Annotated in this window: 17 protein-coding genes; 13 read left to right on the top strand and 4 right to left on the bottom strand. The window is 60.8% G+C overall.

The window, feature by feature from the left end:
- The 4 genes from GMET_RS06100 to GMET_RS06090 all read right to left on the bottom strand — a co-directional run bounded on the left by GMET_RS06100 (position 1) and on the right by GMET_RS06090 (position 4,855).
- Positions 1-1,377 (bottom strand): sensor histidine kinase, encoded by a 1,377-nt coding sequence (locus GMET_RS06100; protein ID WP_004512158.1) that lies wholly within the window; start codon positions 1,375-1,377, stop codon positions 1-3.
- 186 nt (positions 1,378-1,563) lie between these two features.
- Positions 1,564-3,009, bottom strand: a complete 1,446-nt coding sequence (locus GMET_RS06095; protein ID WP_004512159.1) for a glyceraldehyde-3-phosphate dehydrogenase — start codon at positions 3,007-3,009, stop codon at positions 1,564-1,566.
- Positions 3,010-3,311: 302 nt separating this feature from the next.
- Complete coding sequence (locus tag GMET_RS18745) at positions 3,312-3,497, bottom strand: hypothetical protein (RefSeq protein WP_138983407.1); 186 nt, start codon at positions 3,495-3,497, stop codon at positions 3,312-3,314.
- Positions 3,494-4,855, bottom strand: a complete 1,362-nt coding sequence (locus tag GMET_RS06090) for a cytochrome-c peroxidase (protein ID WP_004512160.1) — start codon at positions 4,853-4,855, stop codon at positions 3,494-3,496. Before GMET_RS06090 ends, GMET_RS18745 begins: the two co-directional genes overlap by 4 nt.
- A 386-nt stretch (positions 4,856-5,241) precedes the next feature.
- Here GMET_RS06090 and GMET_RS06085 point away from each other — a divergent pair, with 386 nt between their 5' ends.
- The 13 genes from GMET_RS06085 (at position 5,242) to GMET_RS06025 (ending at position 23,069) form a co-directional block, all read left to right on the top strand.
- Entirely contained in the window at positions 5,242-6,531 is a 1,290-nt protein-coding gene (locus GMET_RS06085) for a clostripain-related cysteine peptidase (RefSeq protein WP_004512161.1), read from the top strand.
- 51 nt (positions 6,532-6,582) lie between these two features.
- Positions 6,583-6,822 (top strand): GlsB/YeaQ/YmgE family stress response membrane protein, encoded by a 240-nt coding sequence (locus GMET_RS06080; protein WP_004512162.1) that lies wholly within the window; start codon positions 6,583-6,585, stop codon positions 6,820-6,822.
- Between the two features lie 389 nt (positions 6,823-7,211).
- Positions 7,212-7,850, top strand: coding sequence for a hypothetical protein (locus GMET_RS06075; protein WP_004512163.1), 639 nt, complete (start codon positions 7,212-7,214; stop codon positions 7,848-7,850).
- Positions 7,851-7,938: 88 nt separating this feature from the next.
- Positions 7,939-8,742, top strand: a complete 804-nt coding sequence (gene mutM / locus GMET_RS06070) for a bifunctional DNA-formamidopyrimidine glycosylase/DNA-(apurinic or apyrimidinic site) lyase (protein WP_004512164.1) — start codon at positions 7,939-7,941, stop codon at positions 8,740-8,742.
- A gap of 51 nt (positions 8,743-8,793) precedes the next feature.
- The gene (locus GMET_RS06065; protein ID WP_004512165.1) at positions 8,794-9,162 is read left to right on the top strand and encodes a CidA/LrgA family protein; all 369 of its coding nucleotides are present in this window, start codon (positions 8,794-8,796) and stop codon (positions 9,160-9,162) included.
- Positions 9,159-9,878, top strand: coding sequence for an LrgB family protein (locus GMET_RS06060; RefSeq protein WP_004512166.1), 720 nt, complete (start codon positions 9,159-9,161; stop codon positions 9,876-9,878). Before GMET_RS06065 ends, GMET_RS06060 begins: the two co-directional genes overlap by 4 nt.
- A gap of 40 nt (positions 9,879-9,918) precedes the next feature.
- On the top strand, positions 9,919-10,383 hold the full coding sequence (locus tag GMET_RS06055) for a DUF1003 domain-containing protein (protein WP_004512167.1): 465 nt from the start codon (positions 9,919-9,921) through the stop codon (positions 10,381-10,383).
- A gap of 58 nt (positions 10,384-10,441) precedes the next feature.
- Positions 10,442-11,146: a hypothetical protein gene (locus GMET_RS06050; protein ID WP_004512168.1), complete on the top strand. Its 705-nt coding sequence runs from the start codon at positions 10,442-10,444 to the stop codon at positions 11,144-11,146.
- Positions 11,147-11,363: 217 nt separating this feature from the next.
- On the top strand, positions 11,364-12,911 hold the full coding sequence (locus tag GMET_RS06045; RefSeq protein WP_004512169.1) for a pentapeptide repeat-containing protein: 1,548 nt from the start codon (positions 11,364-11,366) through the stop codon (positions 12,909-12,911).
- A 30-nt stretch (positions 12,912-12,941) separates the two neighbouring features.
- Positions 12,942-19,421 carry a DUF7379 domain-containing protein gene (locus GMET_RS06040; RefSeq protein WP_004512170.1) on the top strand — a complete coding sequence of 2,160 codons (6,480 nt, stop codon included), beginning with the start codon at positions 12,942-12,944 and terminating at the stop codon, positions 19,419-19,421.
- A gap of 43 nt (positions 19,422-19,464) precedes the next feature.
- Positions 19,465-20,820 carry a DUF3300 domain-containing protein gene (locus GMET_RS06035; RefSeq protein WP_004512171.1) on the top strand — a complete coding sequence of 452 codons (1,356 nt, stop codon included), beginning with the start codon at positions 19,465-19,467 and terminating at the stop codon, positions 20,818-20,820.
- 49 nt (positions 20,821-20,869) lie between these two features.
- Positions 20,870-21,847, top strand: coding sequence for a DUF2950 domain-containing protein (locus GMET_RS06030; RefSeq protein ID WP_004512172.1), 978 nt, complete (start codon positions 20,870-20,872; stop codon positions 21,845-21,847).
- A 43-nt stretch (positions 21,848-21,890) separates the two neighbouring features.
- Positions 21,891-23,069 carry a hypothetical protein gene (locus GMET_RS06025; protein WP_004512173.1) on the top strand — a complete coding sequence of 393 codons (1,179 nt, stop codon included), beginning with the start codon at positions 21,891-21,893 and terminating at the stop codon, positions 23,067-23,069.
- Positions 23,070-23,117: the final 48 nt, after the last annotated feature.

The following is a 23,117-nucleotide window of genomic DNA, read 5'->3' as shown; positions in this document are numbered from 1 at the left end:
TCAATTCGGCGCCGACGGCAGCGTAAAGTAAAAGGTAGAGCCTTGGCCGACGGCCCCCTCGGCCCAAACGTCGCCCCCGTGCCGCTGGATGATGTTCTGCACAATTGCCAATCCGACGCCGGTTCCCTCGAACTCCTCCCGCCCATGCAACCTCTCGAAGACGGAAAACAGCTTGTGGACGTATTCCATGTCAAAGCCGGCGCCGTTGTCCCGGACAAAATAGACGGGCACCGGTCCGTCCATCACCGCGTTGACCTCAATTATTGCCGGATCCCGGTAGCGGCTATACTTGAGTGCATTGTCCAGCAGGTTGAACAGAACCTGCCGCAGGAGGGTCGGATCAGACTCACAGGGAGGCAGATCACCGACCGTCACCTGCACACGGCGGTCGTCTTGCCCGTTCAGGAGTTCATCCAGAATTGCACGTACCAGGTCCGCGATCTGAACTGGGCGCTTTTGAAGCGGGGAGAGGCTGTAGCGGGAGAAGACCAGAATGTCGTCGATGAGGGAGGCCATCCGATGGACGTTGTGGGATATTCGCTGAAGGTACAGGAGCATCCGGGGAGGGAGTTGCTCGCCAAAATCCTCAATGAGAACGCGGGAAAACCCCTCAATGGCACAGAGCGGTGCCCGCAGGTCGTGGGAAATGGAATAGGAGAACGATTCCATGTGTTTCAGGGCCGATGCGAGCTCGGCAGTGCGCTCCTGAACCCGCTGCTCCAGTTCCAGGTTCAGGCGGGATATCTCCGCTTCTCTCTGTTTCTGTTCGCTGATGTCGGCCACGACGCCGCAAGTGCCGACGGCGTTTCCTCTCCTGATGAGGGGAGCAGTGCAGACGATTGCAGGAAACGTGCTCCCGTCCTTGCGGCGGACCGTATACTGGGTAGCGGTTCCTGGATCGTGAACACCGGCAAGGAGGCCGACGCGGCTTTGGTGGGCCCGGTCCTGATCGTGGGGAGCAACTGCTTTCAGAATGTTTATCCCCTGGGCGAAGTCTTCCTCGGTAAAACCGAAGGCCGTGAATGCCTTGCGGTTGGCGAAGGTGATGCGTCCGTCCGGATCTGCCTCATAGACCGGCTGTGGCAGGAGTTCGGCCAGTTGATAGTAGCGGCGCTCGCCATCCCGCAGCAGACTCCGGATCCGTTCCAACTCCCCCGTGAGATGACGCACAAGAATTGCCACCAGACCGGCGGACAGCAGGATAAAGAGCGCCTGCCACACCATTGCCGCTCCGAACCCCATCCAGGTGACGGTGGCAAGCATCCAGACAATGCCGAACGAGAGATAGACGACGACAATTTTTGCGGCACTCCATCTCGTGGCCTCTGAATCGGAACGGCCGATTTCGGGGAGAGTGTCCTGGCGACGGTACGGCATCTATTCCTCCCGGGGGTGTCCGGATACAGTACGGCGATCAAAAATGAAGTATTATTTCATGGACATGCAGTTATTACAATCCTCAAATCATATACCATAAGACCGGGAAACCAGACTCTGGACAACAGAAAGGGCACCCCGCGGGATGCCCTTTCTGTTGCAAACCAGGATGTGGCCGTCGCTTGTTCAGTTCGGCACGGACGGCAGTTCCACCCCGGCCATTTTCTGGACCATGCGTACCACCTGGCAGCTGTAGCCGAATTCGTTATCGTACCAGACATAGAGGACGCAGCGCTTACCCTGGGAGATGGTGGCCAGGGAATCGACCACGCCGGCGTGGCGCGAGCCGACAAAATCGCTGGAAACGACCTCGGACGAGTTGGTGTAGTCGATCTGGTTCTGGAGCGCTGAATCAAGGGAGATTTGACGCAGGTAGCCGTTGATCTCCGCAACGCTTGCCTCCTGCCCCAGTTCCAGATTGAGGATGGCCAGGGAGACGTTGGGGGTCGGCACCCGGATGGCGTTGCCGGTCAGCTTCCCGGTCAGCTCCGGAAGCGCCTTGGCCACGGCCTTGGCGGCGCCGGTCTCGGTGATGACCATGTTGAGGGGGGCGCTCCGGCCCCGGCGGGACGCCTTGTGATAGTTGTCGATGAGGTTCTGGTCGTTGGTGTAGGAGTGGCAGGTCTCCACGTGGCCGCTCACGATGCCGAACCGGTCATTGACCGCCTTGAGCACCGGGACGATGGCATTGGTGGTACAGCTGGCGGCGGAGAAGATATGCTCGTCCGGGGTGATCAGCTCGTTGTTGATACCGGCCACGATGTTGGGGATGTCCCCTTTGCCCGGGGCGGTGAGAATGACCTTGTCAATTCCCTTGGCCTTCAGGTGCCGGCCGAGGCCGTCGCGGTCGCGCCACTTGCCGGTGTTGTCGATGAGGATGGCGTTCTTGATGCCGTACTGGGTGTAGTCCACGTTCTCGGGCGCGTCGGCGTAGATGATGCGGATCATGTTGCCGTTGGCGATGATGGCGTTTTCCTGCTCGTCAAAGGTGATGATGCCGTTGAAATGGCCGTGGACCGAGTCGCGGCGCAGGAGACTCGCCCGCTTGGCCAGGTCGTCGGCGCCCCCCTTGCGGACCACGGCGGCCCTGATCCGGAGCTTCTCGCCGCTTCCCGCCTTCTCCACGAGGATTCGGGCAAGGAGGCGGCCGATGCGGCCGAAACCGTAGAGGACGACGTCGCGGGGCTCGCTCAGGATGGGGCTGCGGCCGGTGTTGACGGAGGCCAGCTCCCGGCGCGCGAAATCATCCACGCCGATCCCGCTCCCCTCGGCCTTGTAGCGGACGGTCAGCTTGCCGATGTCGACCCGGGCCGGGGCCAGGTCGAGCCGCGTCATTGCCTCCACAATGGGAAAGGTGTCGAGCACGGAGAGTTCGTCATCGAGGATCAGCCGGGCAAACCGATGGGATTTGAGAATGTCGATGGTGGTACTGTTGACGAGCGTACGGCCGTAGACCGTGGTCACGACGTTATGCTCGCGGTAAAGCTTGCCGATCAGGGGGAGCATGCATTCGGCACACTCCTCCAGGTGTTGCCACTCCTTGAGGTAGGTCACCTGCATCTGATTGTTCATGCAACAACTCCTTCTCCGTTGGTTTCCTGCAGCGGATTGCCGAACAACCCGTGCAGGGCGCTCCTAGTATTACAAAATTCAGGCACAGTAAACAACAGATATTCTCATGTTCGCAACAGCCCGACAATCAGGCGCCAAACAGCCTGAACTTACGCAGCAACACATTCCTCTAGCCCCCAGCAGCAGGCAATAGGTATGTTAATTTTAGTTAAAGTAAATTTCAAGGGATTTAAAGAAGGAATGTCCACATTGTGTCGGCGCATGGGGGAGGGGCGGAGCTCTCGCTCCGAAGCGATCCAGCGTCACCAGCCGGTCTTCGTGGCACGTGAACAGCTGATCCCGGGGCTTTCCCTCCGCTCATGCCTGAGGTGGTTTTTTGCGGGGATCGCTTCTCCGCGAGAGCTCCGCCCCTCCCGGGAGCCAGTGGTAAAAAATGCGCCGACGTGGAGCCCCGACAGGGACTCCACGTCGGTTGCAGAATCGCTCACTGAGAGTCTTGATTAGAATGCCGGTAACCGTCCGAGAGGGTCTTCATGAACGCGACGATGGCGTCCTCTTCCATGTCGCTCAGGCCGAGATTTCCCAATTCGGTCTTGTTCACGTTGTCAGACACTTCCGGAGCCGGCCAGCAGGTCATTTTCTCCCCGGGGTCACCCGGGTTGCAGGTGGGAAACTTGTCCCTGGTGTTGTAGAAGTGGACAATCTCCTTCAGGCTCTTGAAGTAGCCGTTATGGCCGTAATCCTTGACGAACATCGGATAGGGACGTTTGTCCACGTTCCGCAGGGTCGGCACTTTGTGCTTCCCGTAGTTCTTGTCGGCGTACATGGCGAAATCCATGCGGCTATTGAGGAAGCCGCCCAGCCCCGGATCGATCCAGCCCGATCCGCCTTCAGGCTGGCCGTAGAACGGGTTCTCCGGATTTTTCGGAACTCCCAGGTTGTCGAAGGTGTAATCCGTGAAGAGGGGGCTCGACTTCCCGCAGTCATCGGCAACGTCGGGGCATCGTGACGCGGCGCAATCAATGCCGCTGGCGCATTTCCGTTCCACGGTGCTTATGTGGCAATTGGCGCACTTTCCCTTGCCGTTGAAGAGAGCGAGACCCCATTTTTCCTTGTCCGACAGCCCGGCCTTCCCTTTCAGGTACTGGTCGTACTTGGACGAAAAGGCGTTCACTTCTTTGGAATCCTCGAAAGCAGCAATGGCGTATGCGACGTCGTTGTACGCCACATCAACCTTCGCCCTCGTCATGGCATCCAGGCTGAATGGCCCCTGGGACGGATTTGAACAGGCGCTCTCGAAATCGATGGTGGTTGGCCAGTCGATATCGCACGCACCGGGCCAGACCTGCTGGAAAAGCATGCCGTAGTCCGGTGAATTGCACACCCGGTACACCACGCATGCGGCATCAGGAAGGGCCTGCTCCTTCGGGTTCAGGAACGGCCCCTGGGCCTGGTCGGCGGCCGGGTTTCCCAGTTTCGCGCCGGTGGCCCTGCCGTCCCAGAAGTTTCCGCCCGCAAACGCCGCGTCGGAAACGTTCACCAGCCGGAAGAAGGGGCTCGTTGTGGCATAGGCCGAGCTGGGGGGCTTGCGGTTGCCGAACTGTCCTGCTATTGATCCTTCATAGACCGCGCCATGCTTGTTGATCTCCTGGTCGGGGCCGGTCCAGCCGACCTCCGGAGCGTGGCACGCGGCACACGCCTGGTTTTTGTTCACGGAAAGCCTCTGGTCGAAGAATATCTTCTTCCCTACCGCTTCCTTGCACGTCAATTCCGATGTCCCCGCCGCCGCACCTCCGGCGGTGAGAAGCAGAGTCGCTGCCGCAGCCAACAGTCTCGTTGTAACCATCCCTGGTCCTCCTTGTGGGTTCGAATTTCCGGACCGCCAACGGTGCATCCTCACCGCCTGGCAGGTCAGCTCACCTTCACTCTGTCGTTGATCCACCTCCTTCCCAAAGAAACGATCGGCAAAAATCAGCCCCAATCCACAAACAATTCCCATTCCCGCTGAAGCCGGCCCTATTGTCGTTTGGGGAAGCTTCAGCGATCCGGCTTAACACCACCCAATAGTACTTCGAAACAGCCACGTGTCAAACGGGGAGGCAGCCGAAGCAACTGATGTAATTTCACCCTCTTCCCTTGTCGCTGCGCCCATGGCGGCTATACTCTAACAAACCATAAATTTCCCCAATGAACGGACAACTCGCTGCCAATCACAACCATGAGGAGGACACCATGCCCACGAAAGCGAATACCCAAAGAAACTGGACCATCATGGTCTATCTCGCCGGCGACAACAACCTGGACAGCGCCGGCGTAGTGGACCTGAAGGAGATGAAGACGGTGGGGACGACCGACAAGATCGCCGTCCTTGCCCAGTTCGACCGGGCCGGTGCCAAGCAGGCAACCATCCGCTACTGTCTGAAACAGGGGACCCCCTTGGCCAAGGATGCGGTGCAGTCCCTCGGGGAGACCAACATGGGAGACCCGAAGGTGCTGGAGGATTTCGTCACCTGGGGGGTCGCCAACTACCCGGCCGACCACTACCTGCTGGTCCTCTGGAACCACGGCGCCGGGTGGGACGATGCCAACCTCTACCAGGGGGATGTCTTCAGCGGGGCCGCGCCCCCCGTCTCCCGCAAGGCCCAGCCCGTTGCCACCCGCGGGGCAACCGCCGGAGCCAAGGCGATTCCCCTGGCACAGGCCCGGGCCGGCATCAGGCGTGCCCGCCGCGCCCTCTTCAGCACCACGGTGGAAGCCGCCATCAAGCAGCGGGGAATCGCCTTCGACGACCAGGCCCAGGACTTCCTCGACAACATCGAGCTGAAAAGGGTGCTGACCGCCATCAAGAAGAAACTCAAGAGAAAGATCGACATCGTCGGCATGGATGCCTGCCTCATGAGCATGGCCGAGGTAGCCTACCAGATGCGCGACGTGGCCGACTACAGCGTCGGTTCCGAAGAGACCGAGCCCGGCGACGGGTGGCCCTACGACCGCATCCTCAAGGCCCTGGCCGCCAAGCCGGCCATGACCCCGGAAGAACTCTCGAAAACCATCGTCGCCCAGTACCTGGCCTCCTACAAGGCCACTGAAAACGTCACCCAGTCGGCCATGAAGCTCTTGGCGCTCAACCCCCTCGCCACGGCCGTGGACGGCATGGCAAAGGCCCTGACGGGAATCCTGGGCGACACCGCCGCCCGCACCGCCCTCATCAACGCCCGGTCACAGGTGCAGGAGTACAGCCGCCCCTATGACGACTACTGCGACCTCCTCGATCTCTGCGACCTGATCGGCAAAGGGGTCGCCAGCCCGGCGGTCAAAACCGCCTGCGCCAAGGTCAAGGATGCCGCCGCCGCTGCCATCGTTGCCGCCGGGTACAAGGGAACGGGCGTGGACAACTCCGGGGGGATCTCCATCTACTTCCCCAAGAGGAAGCTCTCGCCCCTCTACAAGACCCTGGACTTCACCAAGAAGACCGCATGGGACGAATTCCTGGCGGCCTATCTGGCGGGGCTGGGGCGGTAGCACCGACTCGCCCGTAGCCTGAGGGGACGGCGTTCGCCAGGAGGAAGAACAATGAGCATACTCTGGTTTCTGCTGATCGGAATAGCCGCCGGCTGGCTGGCTGGCCAGCTCATGAGAGGTGGGGGGTTCGGCCTCGCCGGAGACCTCATCGTCGGTGTCATCGGTGCACTTCTCGGCGGGTTCCTGTTCGGGCTGCTCGGCCTCTCCGCCTACGGGATGCTGGGCCAGCTCGTCACCGCGACGGTAGGCGCCATCGTCCTGCTGTTCGTGCTCCGCCTGATCAAACGTTGACTGACCAGTCAGACCTGTGTCACGTGCCCCTGCCTTTTCGGGAGGGGCACGTGGTATCCGGCATTCCTGAAAAATGTTTCCAAACCCGCTGTTCCCCCCTGTTCTCCCTTGAATATTCGCCTTTGACATGAAAAAAAGGCCGTCATATAGTGCCGAGTCAAATGGGAAAACTCTTGCATGGGCCTCTTCCGGCAGCATCGCTCTGTTGGGATGATCAGCAGAAACTGCTCAACAGACCAAACGGAACATTTCTGCTTTCCACAATCATCGACAAAACAGATAGCTGCAAAATTGTTGTTGTGAATTTCACTTTAGCGGTTCAAGTGAACGAGGGAGATGGCCGGATCTGCTTAATAATGAGTTGAATCAAGACGTTATAGGAGAATATTTTGGCAAAAAAGAAACGAGTTCAGCGGTCAAAAGAGGACCTGAAACAGGAATTGCGGGATCAAATAACACTTCTGCAGCATGCGTGTGAAAAGTACGATTCTGGCCTCGAAGCGATTGGAAAGCACATAGCTTTGAGCCTACGAGTTCTATTGCATCACTATGGCCAGTCTAGAGCCTTGCTTGAGCAACTTGGTCTTCGTGACGTTAAGTACTATGACAGTGCTGGCCCTATTAATCCCAAAAACCTCCTTAGCGAGTGCAATCTTATTGTACTGCACGCCTCGTCAAACGGCGGAAAATATATCCCGCAAATATCTGCAGGTGGTGGCCCTTTTCCTCCTAGAAAAGTCACATTAGTAGAGTGGTGGAACGAACCCGTCTTGAAAGATCAGCAAGGTCGAGTATTCAATAGGCGCGACCTGATCTTGAATGTTGCCGACACAGACGGTGGGGCACATGTAGATCCAGAACTAGAAGAAGCTTACATGGACCTTTCACGTAACAACTCGCTCGGCTGGGTGTTCGGGGACGGAAATATCGAGAAAGCATTTGAAGGCCGTACTGAACTGGCATGTATGAGACAAATTGCACATGAATTATTAATGACTCTTCGCGAGATATTCCCTGATATGTTTTGACAAGATCCAACTTGCGGCGGCAGCAGGCAGGCTGCTGCGCCTTTTGACGTTGGCAAACCATGAGCAATCACCCCACTGGAGAATTACCGTGCCTGAACTCCCCGAGGTAGAACTGACCCGCCGCAGGCTGGAGCGGGAACTGACCGGCAAGAGGATCGACCGAGTGGTGGTGCGGACGCCGAAGCTCCGTTTTCCGATCCCCCAGGAGCTGCACGTTTCCCTGCCGGGGCGGACGGTGCGATCCGTGGGACGACGGGGCAAGTACCTGCTGTTTGACTGTGAAACGGGGTGGCTCATCGTCCATCTGGGGATGACCGGCTTTCTCCGTCTGGTTGCCGGGACGGCGCCCCCGGGCAAACACGACCACCTGGACATCGTCTTTGCCGATGGCACGGTGCTCCGTTTCCACGACCCGCGAAAGTTCGGCACCGTGGCCTGGACCACGGATGCCCCCGCAACGCATCCGCTCCTGGCCGCAATCGGCCCGGAACCGCTGACCGCCACCTTTGACGGCGCCTATCTCTTCGCGGTGACCCGGACGCGCCGGGTCGCGGTGAAACAGCTCCTCATGAACGCGGCCATTGTTGCCGGAGTCGGCAACATCTACGCCAACGAGGCCCTGTTCCGCGCCGGCATCCGTCCCGACCGGCCCGCTTCCTCCCTCGGCCGCCCTGAATGCGAGCGGCTGGCCCGCACCGTCCGGGAGGTGCTGCAGGAGTCCATTGATCAGGGGAGCACCTACCGGGTGGAGGAAGAGACGGTCGCCTACCATCCGCTGAATTTCGATGTTTATGGGCGGGGCACTGACGCCTGCACCCGCTGCGGCGGGGCGCTGGAGGAGATCCGGCTCGGCAACCGGAGCACGGTCTTCTGCCCCCGCTGTCAAACGTGACCGGGCCTATGATTTCGGAGACTTCATGCTTATGAAGAAAAAAGGAGTTTTATGCTTGGCTCTCTAACCCTCATTCTCATCTGCCAGCTGATCGGAGAGATCATAACCCGGCTGACCAGGATTCCCGTGCCTGGTCCGGTAATCGGGATGGTTCTCCTTTTCTGCGGCCTGGTCTTTTTCCCTCGGCGTATGCCCAGCGAGGTGGAAACCGTCGGCGGATTCCTGCTGCGTTACCTGGCCCTGCTTTTCGTCCCTGCCGGGGTAGGCGTCATCACCCATCTCGATCTTCTGATGAAGTCATGGGCTCCGCTATTCGGCGCCATCATCGTCGGCACCCTTGCGACAATCGGGGTAACCGGTCTGGTCATGAAATTCCTGAACCGCCGACTCGCCTGTGCACACGAGGAGACCCGGCAATGAGCGCTGAAATGCAGCAGGTATGGGTGTACCTGTCGACCTCTCCCCTGTTGTGGCTGACGTTGACCCTGATCGCGTACCAGATCGGCACGTGGGTCTTTCGGAGGCTCGACTGCCCTCCTTTGCTGAATCCGGTGCTGACCGCCATCATCCTGCTCGTTGTGCTGCTCAAGGTGAGCGGCATCGATTATCAGACCTATTTCCGGGGAGCCCAGTTCATTCACTTTCTGCTCGGTCCGGCAACGGTCGCCCTGGCAATACCGCTCTATCGGGAGATGGAAGTAATCCGAAAGTCCTTTATCCCGATTCTCATCACCCTGGCAGTGGGCTCCGTAGCGGCCATCATCAGCGCGGTCGGCATTGTCTGGGCGCTGGGGGGAGAAACAATCATCCTTTTGAGTGTGGCTCCGAAATCGGTTACGACACCGATCGCCATGGGAATTTCCGAACAGATCGGCGGTTTGCCGTCGTTAACCGCCGTGGTGGTCGTTCTGACCGGAATTACCGGAGCCGTTGGCGGCGACTTCATACTGAACCTGCTGAGGATCAAGGACGACAACGCCCGCGGCATGGCTCTGGGAGTCGCCTCACACGGCATCGGCACCGCCCATGCCATTCAGAAGAGCAGGATGGCCGGTGCGTTTTCGGCCCTGGCCATGGCGCTGAACGGGTTGTTTACCGCTTTGCTGCTGCCGGTGCTCGTTCATTTAATGCAGTAGAGAAACGTTGAATAGCCGAAGGGAAGAGAGAGGTGCCCCCATGAAAAGACCAACATTCCCTGCGCCATACAAACATGAACACGCGCCGGTCAAAAACGTCAACGAAGTCATCACGGAACAGCTGACCATAGGCCAAAAGGCGGCGGACTGGATCGCCGCCAGGGTCGGCTCATGGGAATTCATCATCGGGCAGTCTGTGCTCCTTACCCTCTGGGCGCTGCTCAACGTTACCGCCTGGGTCCGACACTGGGATCCGTATCCGTTCATCCTGATGAACCTTGTCCTGTCCCTCCAGGCAGCCTATACGGCGCCAATGATCATGATGAGCCAGAACCGGCAGGCGGCTCGCGACCGGATCGAGGCCCACAACGATTACGAGGTCAATCTCAAGGCGGAAGTGGAGGTCAAGGAAGTGTTGGAGAACCTCGCCGCTCAGAATATCGCCATTGCCGAACTCCAGACGATGCTCGAAACCCTGCTCGCCCGGCAAGATGATCGGGAGTAGCCCGCATTTTCGCCAATAACGAGAACGAAAAATCTCTGAATCCTGACGCGAGGTATCCTTGGATACAGCACATCTGCAGAAAAAAACAGGTTATGTGGTACGCCTGTCCGAGCATGCCCTCATAACGCTCATCCTGAACGGACTCGAAGCCTATTCCGTTGAACATGAACGGAAAACACCCCATCTGGAGACGTGCGGCGCCCTGTTCGGCTACCAGGTGCCGTTGAAGGACAACAGGATTCTCTACCAGATCGAGATTGCCAATGTGGATACATCGGCAAAAAGAAACAAACGGTCAGTGACGCCGAATACCAATGCCATGAAACTAAAGGCGGACATCATGGGAGCCTTCTGGCCGAACCTCGAATATCTCGGGGACTACCACACCCATGTCTATAAATCCGTCAGCGATGTCTATTCGGTGGAATTGGAGGAAGGCGACCGCCGGGGAGATGATAAAGGCTTTTATATCTCCAATGGAGACCGCCACTGGCTGGAAGCGAATGCGGCGCTGTGCCTCAGCTACGGCTACCGGATAGGGCTGGTCGTCACCATTGCGGGGATGAAAAGAACGGGAGGCGTGGGAGCCAAACCCGCCAACTCCAGATCCCAGGCGATTGAGTTCAACCTGGGGAAGAAGAAAGTATGGCTATCGGCGTACTATGTGTACGAACAAAACGGCACCGTCAAATACTCAGCCAACAACGACCGGCTGATTACCATCGAGTGCCCTTCCCTCCTGGGTTTTCGGGGTGAGATCTGACCCGGATCCTCTTCCGGATCCTCACCCGGCAATCCCACTCTTCACTATTCAAACAATTCCAGCCCCCTCCCCTCAACACACTTCCTTAGAAACCCGCCTCTTCCCTAAAAATTATCACTCATTTCAGTTCGTTTCCTTGAAGCGGTGCCAGACAGCCCTATACTGTTAGCAGCGAACGAGTTCGAAACCCGCAGTTCCTCCCCCCGAGGGAAACAACATGAATCCGTCCAATCCAGCATTTTCAGGCGACACTGAGCATCTCAGCGTCCTGCTAAGGGCAGTTGAACAGTGCGACATATCAATCTGGAACAACTGGAGAACGACCAATCCAGCAATACGCCCCGCCCTGACAGGTGCTACCCTTGAAGGAGCAGTTCTGTTCGATGCGAATCTGGCAGAGTCAAACATCGGGAACGCAAATCTTCGCAACTGCCGGATGATGGGGACCAATCTGCGGGGCGCCATCCTTGCCGGCACTGATTTGGACGGTGCCAACCTTTTCGGTGCAAACTGCCAGGGAGCAAATTTCTGCAACAGCAGTCTTCGGGGAGTAACCCTTCGCTGCGGCATGCAAGGGTGCATTCTCGAAGGTGCGAACCTTGAGCGCGCCGATATGATCGGGACCGATTTCACCGGTGCACGACTGGCAGGAGCATCGTTCCGAAATGCTGAAGCCTTTGGCGCCCGGTTCCGGAACGCGATCCTCACAGGTGCTGACCTATCAGGAATCAACTTGGGCACTGCAGACCTGTTCAAGGCAGAGTGCAACGAAGCGGTGTTTTCCGATGCCAGCCTCCTCAGCGCAACGTTTAGCGAGGCGAGCCTCCGCCATGCATCCTTCTGCCGGGCAGACCTCTCAAATTCCTATCTCAATAGCGCAACACTCATCGCCGCCGATCTCAGCGGAGCTAAACTTGCTTTCGCGAACCTCATGGAAGCCGATTTGCGCGACGCTATCTTCCGAGGAACGAATCTCCAGGGGGCTGTGCTCATGAATGCGAAACTGACTGGGGCCGACCTTCGCAACGTCAACATGAGTCTATCTAACCTCACAATGGCCGATCTTGCGGAGGCCAACCTCACCAATGCAAATCTGACGGGCGCCCTAATGGTCGGCACCGATCTGAGACGCGCCACCCTCAGGGGATGCTTGGTCTTCGGGATTTCACCGTGGGAGGTACTCGCGGAGGATGCCGACCAACAGGATCTGGTAGTCACTAAGTTGAACCACCCGCAGGTTACGGTAGACGACATCGAGATGGCCCAGTTTATCTATTTGCTTCTCAATAACGCCAAGGTACGCCGAGCTGTAGACACTATAACCTCGAAGATTGTACTCATCCTCGGCCGTTTCTCTCCAGAGCGAAAATCGGTGCTCGATGCCGTGCGAGATCAGCTTAGAGCCTGCAACTACGTACCTGTACTCTTTGACTTCAATCGGCCAGAGTCCCTCGATGAAGTGGAAACCGTTACACTCCTTGCACGGATGGCCAGATTCATTATTGCCGACCTGACGGAGCCTCACTGCGTTCCCGATGAACTACGCTCAATCGTTCCCGATGTAGAAGTGCCTGTTCTGCCAATAATCGAAGGAGATAACCCCTACGGAACATTTGGAACTCTCCGCAAATATCCGTGGGTGCTGGACATACATCGATATCGGGGCATTGAAGACCTGCTTGCCTCCTTTGACGAATCGGTCGTCGTCCCTGCCGAGAACATGACTCGGGAAATTGGAAAGCGTAAAGCACTTCGAAATAATTGAACAAATAATAGCTCCACGGAGGGAAATACCATGGCCGAAGATAAATCCACCATCAAACTCCGCATCCCCGGCACGGAAATCACGGGACCGCTCCCCCCCGGAACCACCGGCCAGATCACCATCAAAGAGGTGCGCACCTTCCAGATCAGCGCGGCGCGGTCCGGGGGGACGGAGACGCCGGTGATCGAGAGCCGCCCCGACGACATCGTGGAGGTGGAGCTGGAAGACGGGACCCGGTTCTGGACCTCCCAGGAGCGGCTGCGGACCGAGTTGCTCGGCCTGGCCGGCACCAGAGGGGCGGACGGGGTGGTGGAGCTGCCGGCCGCCATCGAACGGCGGGGCGCCTCGCGGGGGCTCATCGGCAAGATCGTCATCAAGACCCTGAAGTTCTTCAACATCGACGTGGCGGCGGACGCGGCCCGCTTCATCGCGGAGAAGCTGGAGAACCATCTCCTCGGCACAAAGGATGAGAACCGAGGCCCCGGGCTCCACCGGTTCCTACCGGGAGACGAGCTGGCGATCACGCCGGTTTCCGAAGCGGTGCTCGACCTCCCGGCGGACCGCCCGTCGCTCCTCTTTCTCCACGGCACCGCCTCGTCCACGACGGGGAGCTTCGGCAAGCTCTGGACCGACAAGCGCCGCCCCCAGCGGCAACAGCTCCTCACCCCCTACGAGGGGCGGGTCTTCGGCCTGGAGCACGAAACCCTCTCCAAGAACCCCATCGACAACGCCATTGCCGCTGCCGAGCGGTTGCCGGCCGGGGCGCGGCTCCACCTGGTCTCCCACTCCCGGGGGGGGATGGTTGGGGAACTCCTCTGCCGGTCCGGCATGGAGGGGGGGCGCGACCCCTTCGACGATGCCGACCTGACGTTCTTCGCCGAACGCAACCCCGACAAGGCACGGGGAGACCTGGAGCGCCTCAACACCCTCCTCAAGGAGAAGCAGTTCAAGATCGAGCGATTCGTGCGGGTGGCCTGCCCCGCCCGGGGGACCACCCTTGCGTCGGAGCGGCTCGACATCTACCTGTCGGTCCTCTTCAACCTCCTGGAGGGGTACGGCTTTGTTGCCCAGCTTCCCGGCGGGATCTTCACCAGCATCTTCAGCGAGCTGATCATGGCCGTGGCCAAGGAGCGGACCGACCCCACGGTGCTGCCGGGAATCGAGGCCATGATCCCCTCCTCACCCCTGGTGGCGCTCCTGAACAGGCCCAAGGCCCCCGTTGCCGGGGAGCTGCGGGTGATCGCCGGGGATATCGAGGGGGGCAACGTCCTGAGCGCCATCGGCACTCTCCTGACAGACCCCCTCTACCAGGACGACAACGATCTGGTGGTGAACACCGAGGCCATGTTCGGCGGCTGTGAGCGGTCCGGCGGGTCCGGATTCATCTTCCGGCGCGGGCCCGATGTGAACCACTTCAGCTACTTCGAGAACGCCGACAGCGCCGACGGCCTCGCCCGGACCCTCTCCCGGAGCGGCTCGGAAGCGGACGGGTTCGAAACGTTTTCGGTGCGGGCCACCGACAGCGGCACCCCCCCCTACGAGAAGCGGGACGTGGCCGACATGGCGCCGGTGGTCTTCGTGCTGCCCGGAATCATGGGGAGCCACCTGGCCATCGACGAGAACCGGATCTGGCTCGATCCCTTCGACATTGCCCGGGGGAAATTGCAGCTCCTGAGCTACGGTACGCCGAACCTGGTGAAACCGGACGCTCCCATCTGGCTCTTCTACGGCGACCTGGTGAAACACCTGGCGATAACCCACCGGGTGGAGCCCTTCCCCTTCGACTGGCGGCTCTCGCTCTTCGATGAGGCGAACCGCCTCGCCGACGCCATCACCAAAGCCCTGGACGCCACCGAGAAAAACAGACAGCCGGTGAGCATCGTGGCCCACTCCATGGGAGGACTCGTGGCCCGGGCCATGATCGTGGCCCGGCCTGAGGTGTGGGAGCGGATGAAGGAACGTGCCGATGCGCGCCTCATCATGCTCGGCACCCCCAACGGCGGCTCCCATGCGGTGACCCAGGTACTGACCGGGCGCGACAGCCTCATCCGCAAGCTGGCCCTGCTGGACATAACCCGCAGAAAGCGGGAACTGATCAGCATCGTGGCGCAGTTTCCCGGCCTCCTGGAGATGCTCCCCGCCCTGTCCAGCTTCGACCTCTTCGATGCCGGGGCGTGGCAGAACCTGGCGGACGCCGACCCGGAAAACGACACCTGGCAGCCCCCCACCGCCGCCGCGCTGGCAGCGGCCCGCGCCAACCGGCAGAAGTTGGCCGCCTCCCCCATCGACCCGCAGCGGATGCTCTACATCGCCGGCTGTGCGCCGGCCACGCCGGTGGACCTGACCATCGAGGATACGGGGGAGAAGAAGCGGCTGGTCTTCCACGCCACCCCCCGGGGCGACGGCAGGGTGCCGTGGGAGGGCGGCATTCCGGACGGGGTCAAGGCCTGGTACCTGCAGGCCTCCCACGGCGACCTTCCGAGCGCCGAGGAGGGGTTCGACGCTATAACCGACCTCTTGCGGCGCGGCACCACCGACCTACTGCCGACGGCCCCGCCCGAAACCCGCGGCGTGCCTGAACGTTTCGAGCTTCCGGCGGAGAAGGAGCCCCTCTACCCCGACTTCACCGACCTGGCCCGGACCGCGGTAGGGGCCGGACGCGCGAAGCGGCCCCGCCGCACCGAACGCAAGATTCAGATCAGCGTCCGCCACGGAAACCTGGCCTTTGCCGGCCACCCGGTCCTGGTGGGGCACTACAAGGGTGACACCATCATCAGCGCCGAGGCCTACCTGGACCGGACCCTCGACGGCCGGCTGAGCGCACGGCACAAGCTCGGGGTATACCCCGGGGCCGACGGCACTGCCGAGGTGTTCCTGAACCTCTCGTGGGAGGAGTCGCAACGAAATGACGGCAAGCCGGCCGGAGCCATCGTCATTGGCCTCGGCAGCGTGGGTGAGCTCTCCCCGGGACAGCTCTTGCGGGCCGTCTCCCGCGGAGCGCGGGCCTATTCCGTCGCGCGGGCCGAATGCCTCCCGGTCAGGAGCGGCACGCCCGGCCCCGCCGGCATCAGCGCACTCCTCGTTGGAACCGGCGCCGGCGGCGTCTCGGTGCAGGACGCGGTGACCGCCATACTCCGGGGGATCATCGACGCCAACCACGCCATCGCCGATTCGGGCCGCGCCGACTGCGCCCCAATCGAAGAGGTGGAGTTCGTGGAATTGTACGAGGACCGGGCCATACAGGCAGCCAGAACCCTTGCGCGGTTGCGCAGCGACCCGGACATCTCCCGGGCCTTTGACATCGACGCCACCCCCCTTGTCATCCCCCTGGAAGGAGGGATGCGCCGGGCCAGCTTCTTCGAGGAGGACCCCTGGTGGCAGCGGCTCCAGATCACCGAGGACGAGGAGGAGCGACTCTCCTTCAACCTCCTCACCGACCGGGCCCGGGCCGAGGTCTACCTGCAGCAGTCCCAGCGGAGCCTGGCCGACCGGTTCATAGAAGAGATGTCGGAAACCACCGCCAGTGAAGAAGGGGTTGCCGTGACCCTCTTCGAGATGCTGGTCCCCAACGAGCTGAAGGAGTACACCCTTGACCGCCGGGACATGGTGCTGGTGCTGAACGACACGGCGGCCCGCTATCCGTGGGAAATGATGCAGGAGCGCAGGCGGGGTGACAGCACCGCCCGGGCCGAAAAGCCCCTGGCCGTCCAGGCCGGGATGGTGCGGCAGCTCCTGGTGGAACGGTTCCGCGAACAGGTGGTGATGGCACGGGAGGCAACGGCCTTGGTCATCGGCAACCCCACCACCCCCTTCACCAACCTCCCCGCTGCCGAGCAGGAGGCCCGGGAGGTGGAGAAATCCCTCAAGAACTACGGATACACCATAACCCCCCTCATCGGCTCCGATGCCACGGGGCCGGCCATCATGACCGAGCTCTTTGCCCGGGATTACCGGATCGTCCACCTGGCCGGGCACGGCGTGCTGGACTACCGCCCGCCGGTGCCGTGCGGCTCCTGCCACCAGCAGACCGAGGGGAACCCCGTCACCGGCATGGTCATCGGCGAGAACCAGTTCCTGACGGCGGCCCAGATCCGGCAGATGCGCACGGTGCCGCAACTGGTATTCGTCAACTGCTGCCACCTGGGGAAGATCGACGACCGGAATCCCCCCCGCAACCTGCCGAACCTGGCCGCCAACGTGGCCACCGAACTGATCCGGATGGGGGTACGGGGAGTGGTGGCCGCCGGCTGGGCCGTGCAGGACGATGCGGCGTCCCTCTTTGCCGCCACGTTCTACCGGGGGATGCTGACCGGCAGCACCTTCGGCCAGGCAGTGCTCGCGGCCCGCATCGCCACCTACGCCGCCCACCCCGAAGCTAACACGTGGGGCGCCTACCAGTGCTACGGCGACCCCGACTTCACCCTCGGCAAAGGGGACGGCGCCACTGTTCCCCGCAGCCGCGGAATCTCCTACACCGCAATCTCCGAGGCGATCGTCGACCTTGAGAACATCGCCGCGGCGGCAAAGACCTCCCGGGGACCGGCCGCTGACGCGCACCTGAAGGCCATCCGGGGCATCGAGCAGAGCGTTCCGCCGGCCTGGCTCGCCTGCGGTACTCTCCAGGAGGCGCTGGGGCGGGCCTACGGCGAGCTGAAGCAGTTTGCGGAGGCGGTGGATCACTACCGGAGGGCCACCGACGACGACAAGGGGCTTGCCACCATCAAAACAGCGGAACAGCTCTGGAACCTGCAGTCCCGGTGGGCCCAGGAACTGGCCGCCACAGACCCGGCCAAGGCGCTTCACCTCGTCACCGAGGCGGAAGAGAGGCTGACGGGGCTGAACAGCGCCCTGGGCGAGACCGTGGAACGGCTATCGCTTCTGGGGAGCGTTGCCAAGCGGCGGATGATGATCGCCACGGAAGTCCCGGAAAAGCAGGCGGCCCTCCATGCCATGGCGGATCACTACTACCGGGCGTACGCCCTCGGCCTCGAACGGGGCAAACCATCCTACTATCCCCTTGTCAATCACCTGACGGCCCAGACCCTGGCCCACCTGCTGGACGGAGAGGAACAACTCCCCCCCGATTTCGAATCCGCCGTGGACAAGGCTGTGGAACTGGCGGAGGGAGAGCACAATGCCAGCCCCGATTTCTGGAACACGGCCACGCCGGTGGACTGTCTCCTCCTCAGGCACCTGGCCGCCGGGGATCTGGCCGATTATACCGGGGACATAATCGACGACTACGCCAGGGCGAAGAATGTGGGATCGCCTCGGCAGTTCCAGTCGGTGCTGGACCAGCTGGCGTTTCTCAAGAACGTACTCTCATCGGTACCGCAAGATCTCGAAAGACAGGGGCTCGTGGCGGCCCTGCAGGAAATCCGGGAGGGGGCGGAAGCAGCGGGAAGCGGTGACGAGAAACGCGGGATCGGGCCAGTCGACATAGTGACGATGCGGGCGGGCGGTTCAGTGGCTCGTTTCACTCCCGACGACATGCGATCCGTGGACACACACGCAACTATTACTCTCGGCCGCCCCCTCCGGCTGAAAAAACTTGAGCTATCAGAGCCGTCACAAGGGGAGCCATCACCTGTCGGAGCCGAGCCTCCTCCAACCGTCGGGGGAGGGCCTCCGCCGGCACCTGCGCCCAAAATGTCCGGCACCGTGCCGGATGCGGCCGAAGAGCTGCAGCCAGTCCAACTCGGCGCCTCGGCCCCCCGGCAGGCGAAACCGGGGAGCGAGTTCACCGCCCGGTTCGTGGCCTACGAAAAGGCCCTGGAGCAGGAGGTCCAGGATCTCCTCACGAAACTGGCCCCCTCCGCCGAGCCGGTGCTCGGCATCCAGGAGTGCCGCTGGAAGCGGGATACCCGCGTCACCGTCAAGCTTTCGGGCCGGGGGCTCACCGTCGATCCTCCCGAGCAGGAATTCACCTGGCAGGGGGGGCGGTCCCTCCTGGAGTTCGACGTGACCGTGCCCAAGGGCGCCGAGGAAGGGACCATCCCCCTCAAGTTCGATGTGGCCATTGAGGGGATCATCGTGGCGCGCCTGCGGCTCGACCTGGAGATAACCGCCGCGCCGAAGAGGAAGAGAGTCGCCACCGCCAGCGGCGAGCCGGCAAAAACCGCCTTCGCCTCCTACTCCTCAAAGGACCGGCTCCGGGTCCTGGACCGGGTGGACGCCATCAAGATCGCGGCGGGCATCGATGTCTTCCAGGACTGCCTCGACCTGAACCCCGGGGAAGAGTTCAAGCCGCGCCTCGACAACGAGATCAGGGAGCGGGACCTTTTCCTCCTCTTCTGGTCCAAGAGCGCCAGCGAGTCCAAATGGGTGGGGTGGGAGCTGGAAACGGCCCTGACGGAAAAAGGGGAGGAGGCACTGCAGCTCCACCCCCTCGACCCGGGAGTGGATCCGCCGCCTGGTCTGGAGAAGCTGAACATCGGGAGCAACGCCATGTGGGTCCGCAAGGGGTATGAGGCGGTAGTGACGGAACGCGGTAACGCCGGCCCGCCGTGAAGGGGTGTGCTGGATGGACGGGAAACGTAACAGAGGAGAGCTTATGAAAGCGACAATCATGACTATCCTGAAGGTGGCATGTATCGTCATCGTCATGCTCGCGATGCCGGTGGGTACAATGGCGCAGGAAGGGGAAGCCGATCAGGCGGCCAAGTTCAGCAAGCAGGAGCTGACTCAGATGCTTGCGCCGATCGCCCTGTATCCCGATTCATTGATCGCCCAGGTGCTGATGGCATCCACGTATCCGCTTGAATTAGTGGAGGCGGAGCGATGGCGGCGGGACAACATGGGGCTGAAAGGGACCGAACTGGACAATGCCCTCCAGAACAAGCCGTGGGATCCCAGCGTCAAATCGCTCTGCCATTTTCCGGACGTTCTCTTCGCCTTGAGCGACAAGCTCGACCAGACGAGAAAACTGGGGGATGCCTTTCTGAGCCAGGAAGATGATGTCATGGCCTCCATCCAGGAATTGCGCCAGAAGGCCGAGCAGCAGGGGAATCTCAAGACAACCAGCCAGCAGAAGGTTGTCGAGGATCAGGGAGAGATCCAGATCGAGCCGGTTGACCCGGAAGTCATCTATGTGCCGGTCTATGATCCGTCATATATCTATGGCCCGTGGTGGTATCCCGACTACCCCCCCTACTACTGGTATTACCCGACCAGTTACCCCTTCGGCCTGAGCTACATCGCCTTCGGCCCTCCCTTCTATTTCAGCTTCAACATTTTTTCCTGGGCCTGGTGCGACTGGCGTTCCCATCGTATCCACGTAGACTTCGACCGGACGAGGCGGTTCAACCGTTTCAATACCAGCCGGGATCTTGGCGGCTCTGTCTGGCGCCATAACCCCGTCCACAGGAGAGGGGTTGCCTATCGGGACATACGAACGGGCGAACGCTTTGGGCTGAGACCGACACGGGTGTCACCGGCCGGGCCGGAAACACGCGGCTATCCAGTCAGGGGTCAAGTGAGGCCGGGATTGCGGGGCACACAGGCGCCTGCCGGGCGCGTGCCTGAACAGAGGGAACGGGCCGTTGTGCCGCAGAGGGAACAAGGGCCAGCAGTCCGGCAGGCTCCGGTTGAGCGGCGGGAAGGCACCACGGTGACGCCGAGAATACAGGCACCGAGGGAACAGGTACAGCGGCCGGCAGGGCGGGATACCCCCTTCAGGGGGGTCGGCGAAGGGACCTTCGAGCGCCGGGCGATCAATCGCGGCGAGATGAGCATCCGGAGTGGTACGCCGCCGATGGGAAGGTCCAGAGGCGGTTTTGGGGGAGAGATCAGACAGCCTTCAGGCGGCTTCAGAGGTGGCGAGATACGACAGCCTGCCGGTGGCGGCTTCCGGGGCGGCGAGATACGACAGCCATCCGGCGGCGGCTCCCGGGGTGGCGGTAGACGTTGATACAGACTGTTTTGGTTATAGCAGGGTTGCACGCATACAGGGAGGCACCATGAAAGTTAGCGCATCGAATCACAAAGGGGGCACGGGTTGGGTGATGTGGGCCTGCGTCGTGGCCGTTGCCATGATCTTTTCAGTGATATCCACACCATCTTTTGCGGCGCAAACACGGCAGAAGAAATTCGCCACGCCCGACAACGCGGTGAAAGCCCTGGTTGCCGCCGTGAGGGAGGGGAACGAGAGAGATTTGACGCTCATCCTCGGTCCCGGCAGCAAGGATCTGATATCGTCCGGCGACGAGGTTGCCGACAAGACGGACCGGGAAAAATTCCTTGCGGCCTATGACCGGATGAACAGCCTCGAGCGCAAGTCCGCCACGGTCATGGTCTTGCACGTTGGCCCGGATAACTGGCCCATGCCCATACCGATCGTAAAGAAAGGGGGAAAATGGGCCTTTAATATCGGGACAGGGAAAAAGGAGATCCTGAAACGGAGAATAGGCAGGAACGAACTGCACGTCATCGATGTGCTCGACGCCTATGTGGATGCACAGCAGGAATACGCGGGCAAGGATTGCCGGGGAGGCGGAAAAGTTGAATTCGCCCAGAAGCTTATCAGTTCCGAAGGGAAACGGGACGGCCTGTACTGGGAAGCGAAGGAGGGCGAACCCGAGAGTCCGCTCGGCCCCCTGGTGGCGCGGGCGGCGAAGGAAGGGTACGCAAAGGAAAGCAACCTTTCCCCCTTCCATGGCTACTACTTCAAGATACTCAAGGGGCAGGGGAAACACGCCGCGGGAGGGGCATACCAGTATGTGGTCAAGGAAAGGATGATCCTCGGCTTTGCGCTCGTTGCCTATCCCGCCGAATATGGCAATTCGGGGGTCATGACCTTCATCGTCAATCAGGCGGGAACCGTGTACGAGAAAAATCTCGGCAAAAATACGAGACGTCTGGCAGAGGCCATGGAGCTGTTCGATCCCGACAAGACCTGGAAGCCGGTCAAGACCGGAGAAACATCCAAGCAGAAATAATCGTGGTTTGACCAGCTCTCAAACTCCATGGAAGGAGATCACCATGAATGCTCGCCAAGTATTGAAACGGATGAACCAAGTGGCCTGTCTTGTGCTCCTGGGGACCGGGGCGGCAGTTTCGTCCATCACCCTCGAAACAGCCACCTCCCCTGCCGCCGCCCTCGCCCTCACCATGGCCGACTGCCGTGTCTGCCATGCAAGCGGCAACAATGTCACGCGTCACCACAACCTCATAACCACCAAAGGGCTCGATTGCCTGGACTGCCACAGGCTGGTGCTCGACCCCGTCACTAACACCTATGTGTTTGCTCCTTTCAGGGACTGCACCAGTTGCCATTCGACCTTGGTCCATTTCGACAAGCACGGCCTCTACATCGCCAACTGGCAGACCATGTCCGGCGTCGTGCCGGGAACTGCCCCCCTCTGGACCCAGATCATGACCTTCTCCCTCGTCAATCCAGCCCAAAACCAGTATCAGGTCTGCTACAAGTGTCACTCGTACAACGCCTTCGGCCCAGCGACCACGGGTGTCAGCCCCGTCGTGAGCCACTCCAATATCAAGCTCACCGACCAGGCCATGGAGTTCAACCCCAACAACCGGTCGGCACACCCCATACAGGTCCCCCTCAATTCTCAGACCGGCTCCTATGCACCCAAGGCGTTGCGCTCGAACCAAATGAGCCTCGGCTGGACCAACGTGGGAACCCAGACAATGGTCTGCTCGGACTGCCACGCGGCTCCGCCCACCGGGAGTACGGGAGCAACCAAATACCTCCTCAAGGGACCCCGCACCTACTGGCCCTACAACAGAAACGGCCAGCTCTGGACCCTCGGCGACGTCAGAAGCAACGCCAACAACTGGTCGACCGATCTCTTCTGTGTCAACTGCCACCCCATCTACTCGGGGGGATCGTGGGAAAACAACGTCCACGGAGAGGGAGATCACCATGACTCCATGACTATCGGCGGGACACGTTTCAATGGAGCCCCCTGCGTTTCCTGCCACGTGGAGATTCCCCACGGATACCGCATCAGCCGGCTCATCGGTTACGATACGGATCCGGCCCCCTACGGGACAGTCCAGGCAAACGGGACGAAGGTACAAGTGCTCAAAGGTTTCAGAAAGGCTTCTTCACCGACCAATTACGGAGAAGGGAACTGCTATTCAACGGTTGGCGCATGCGACGAACACAACAGTCGGAGCATGACCTACGACTGGTAGAGGCATAACCATTACACAGCAGGCCGGTAATCGATGCGGGCTGCCAGG

The sequence above is a fragment of the Geobacter metallireducens GS-15 genome, from assembly GCF_000012925.1.
Lineage (GTDB): Bacteria > Desulfobacterota > Desulfuromonadia > Geobacterales > Geobacteraceae > Geobacter > Geobacter metallireducens.
The sequence above is the reverse complement of the archived record's forward strand: the minus strand, read 5'-3'. Positions and strand labels throughout refer to the sequence as shown.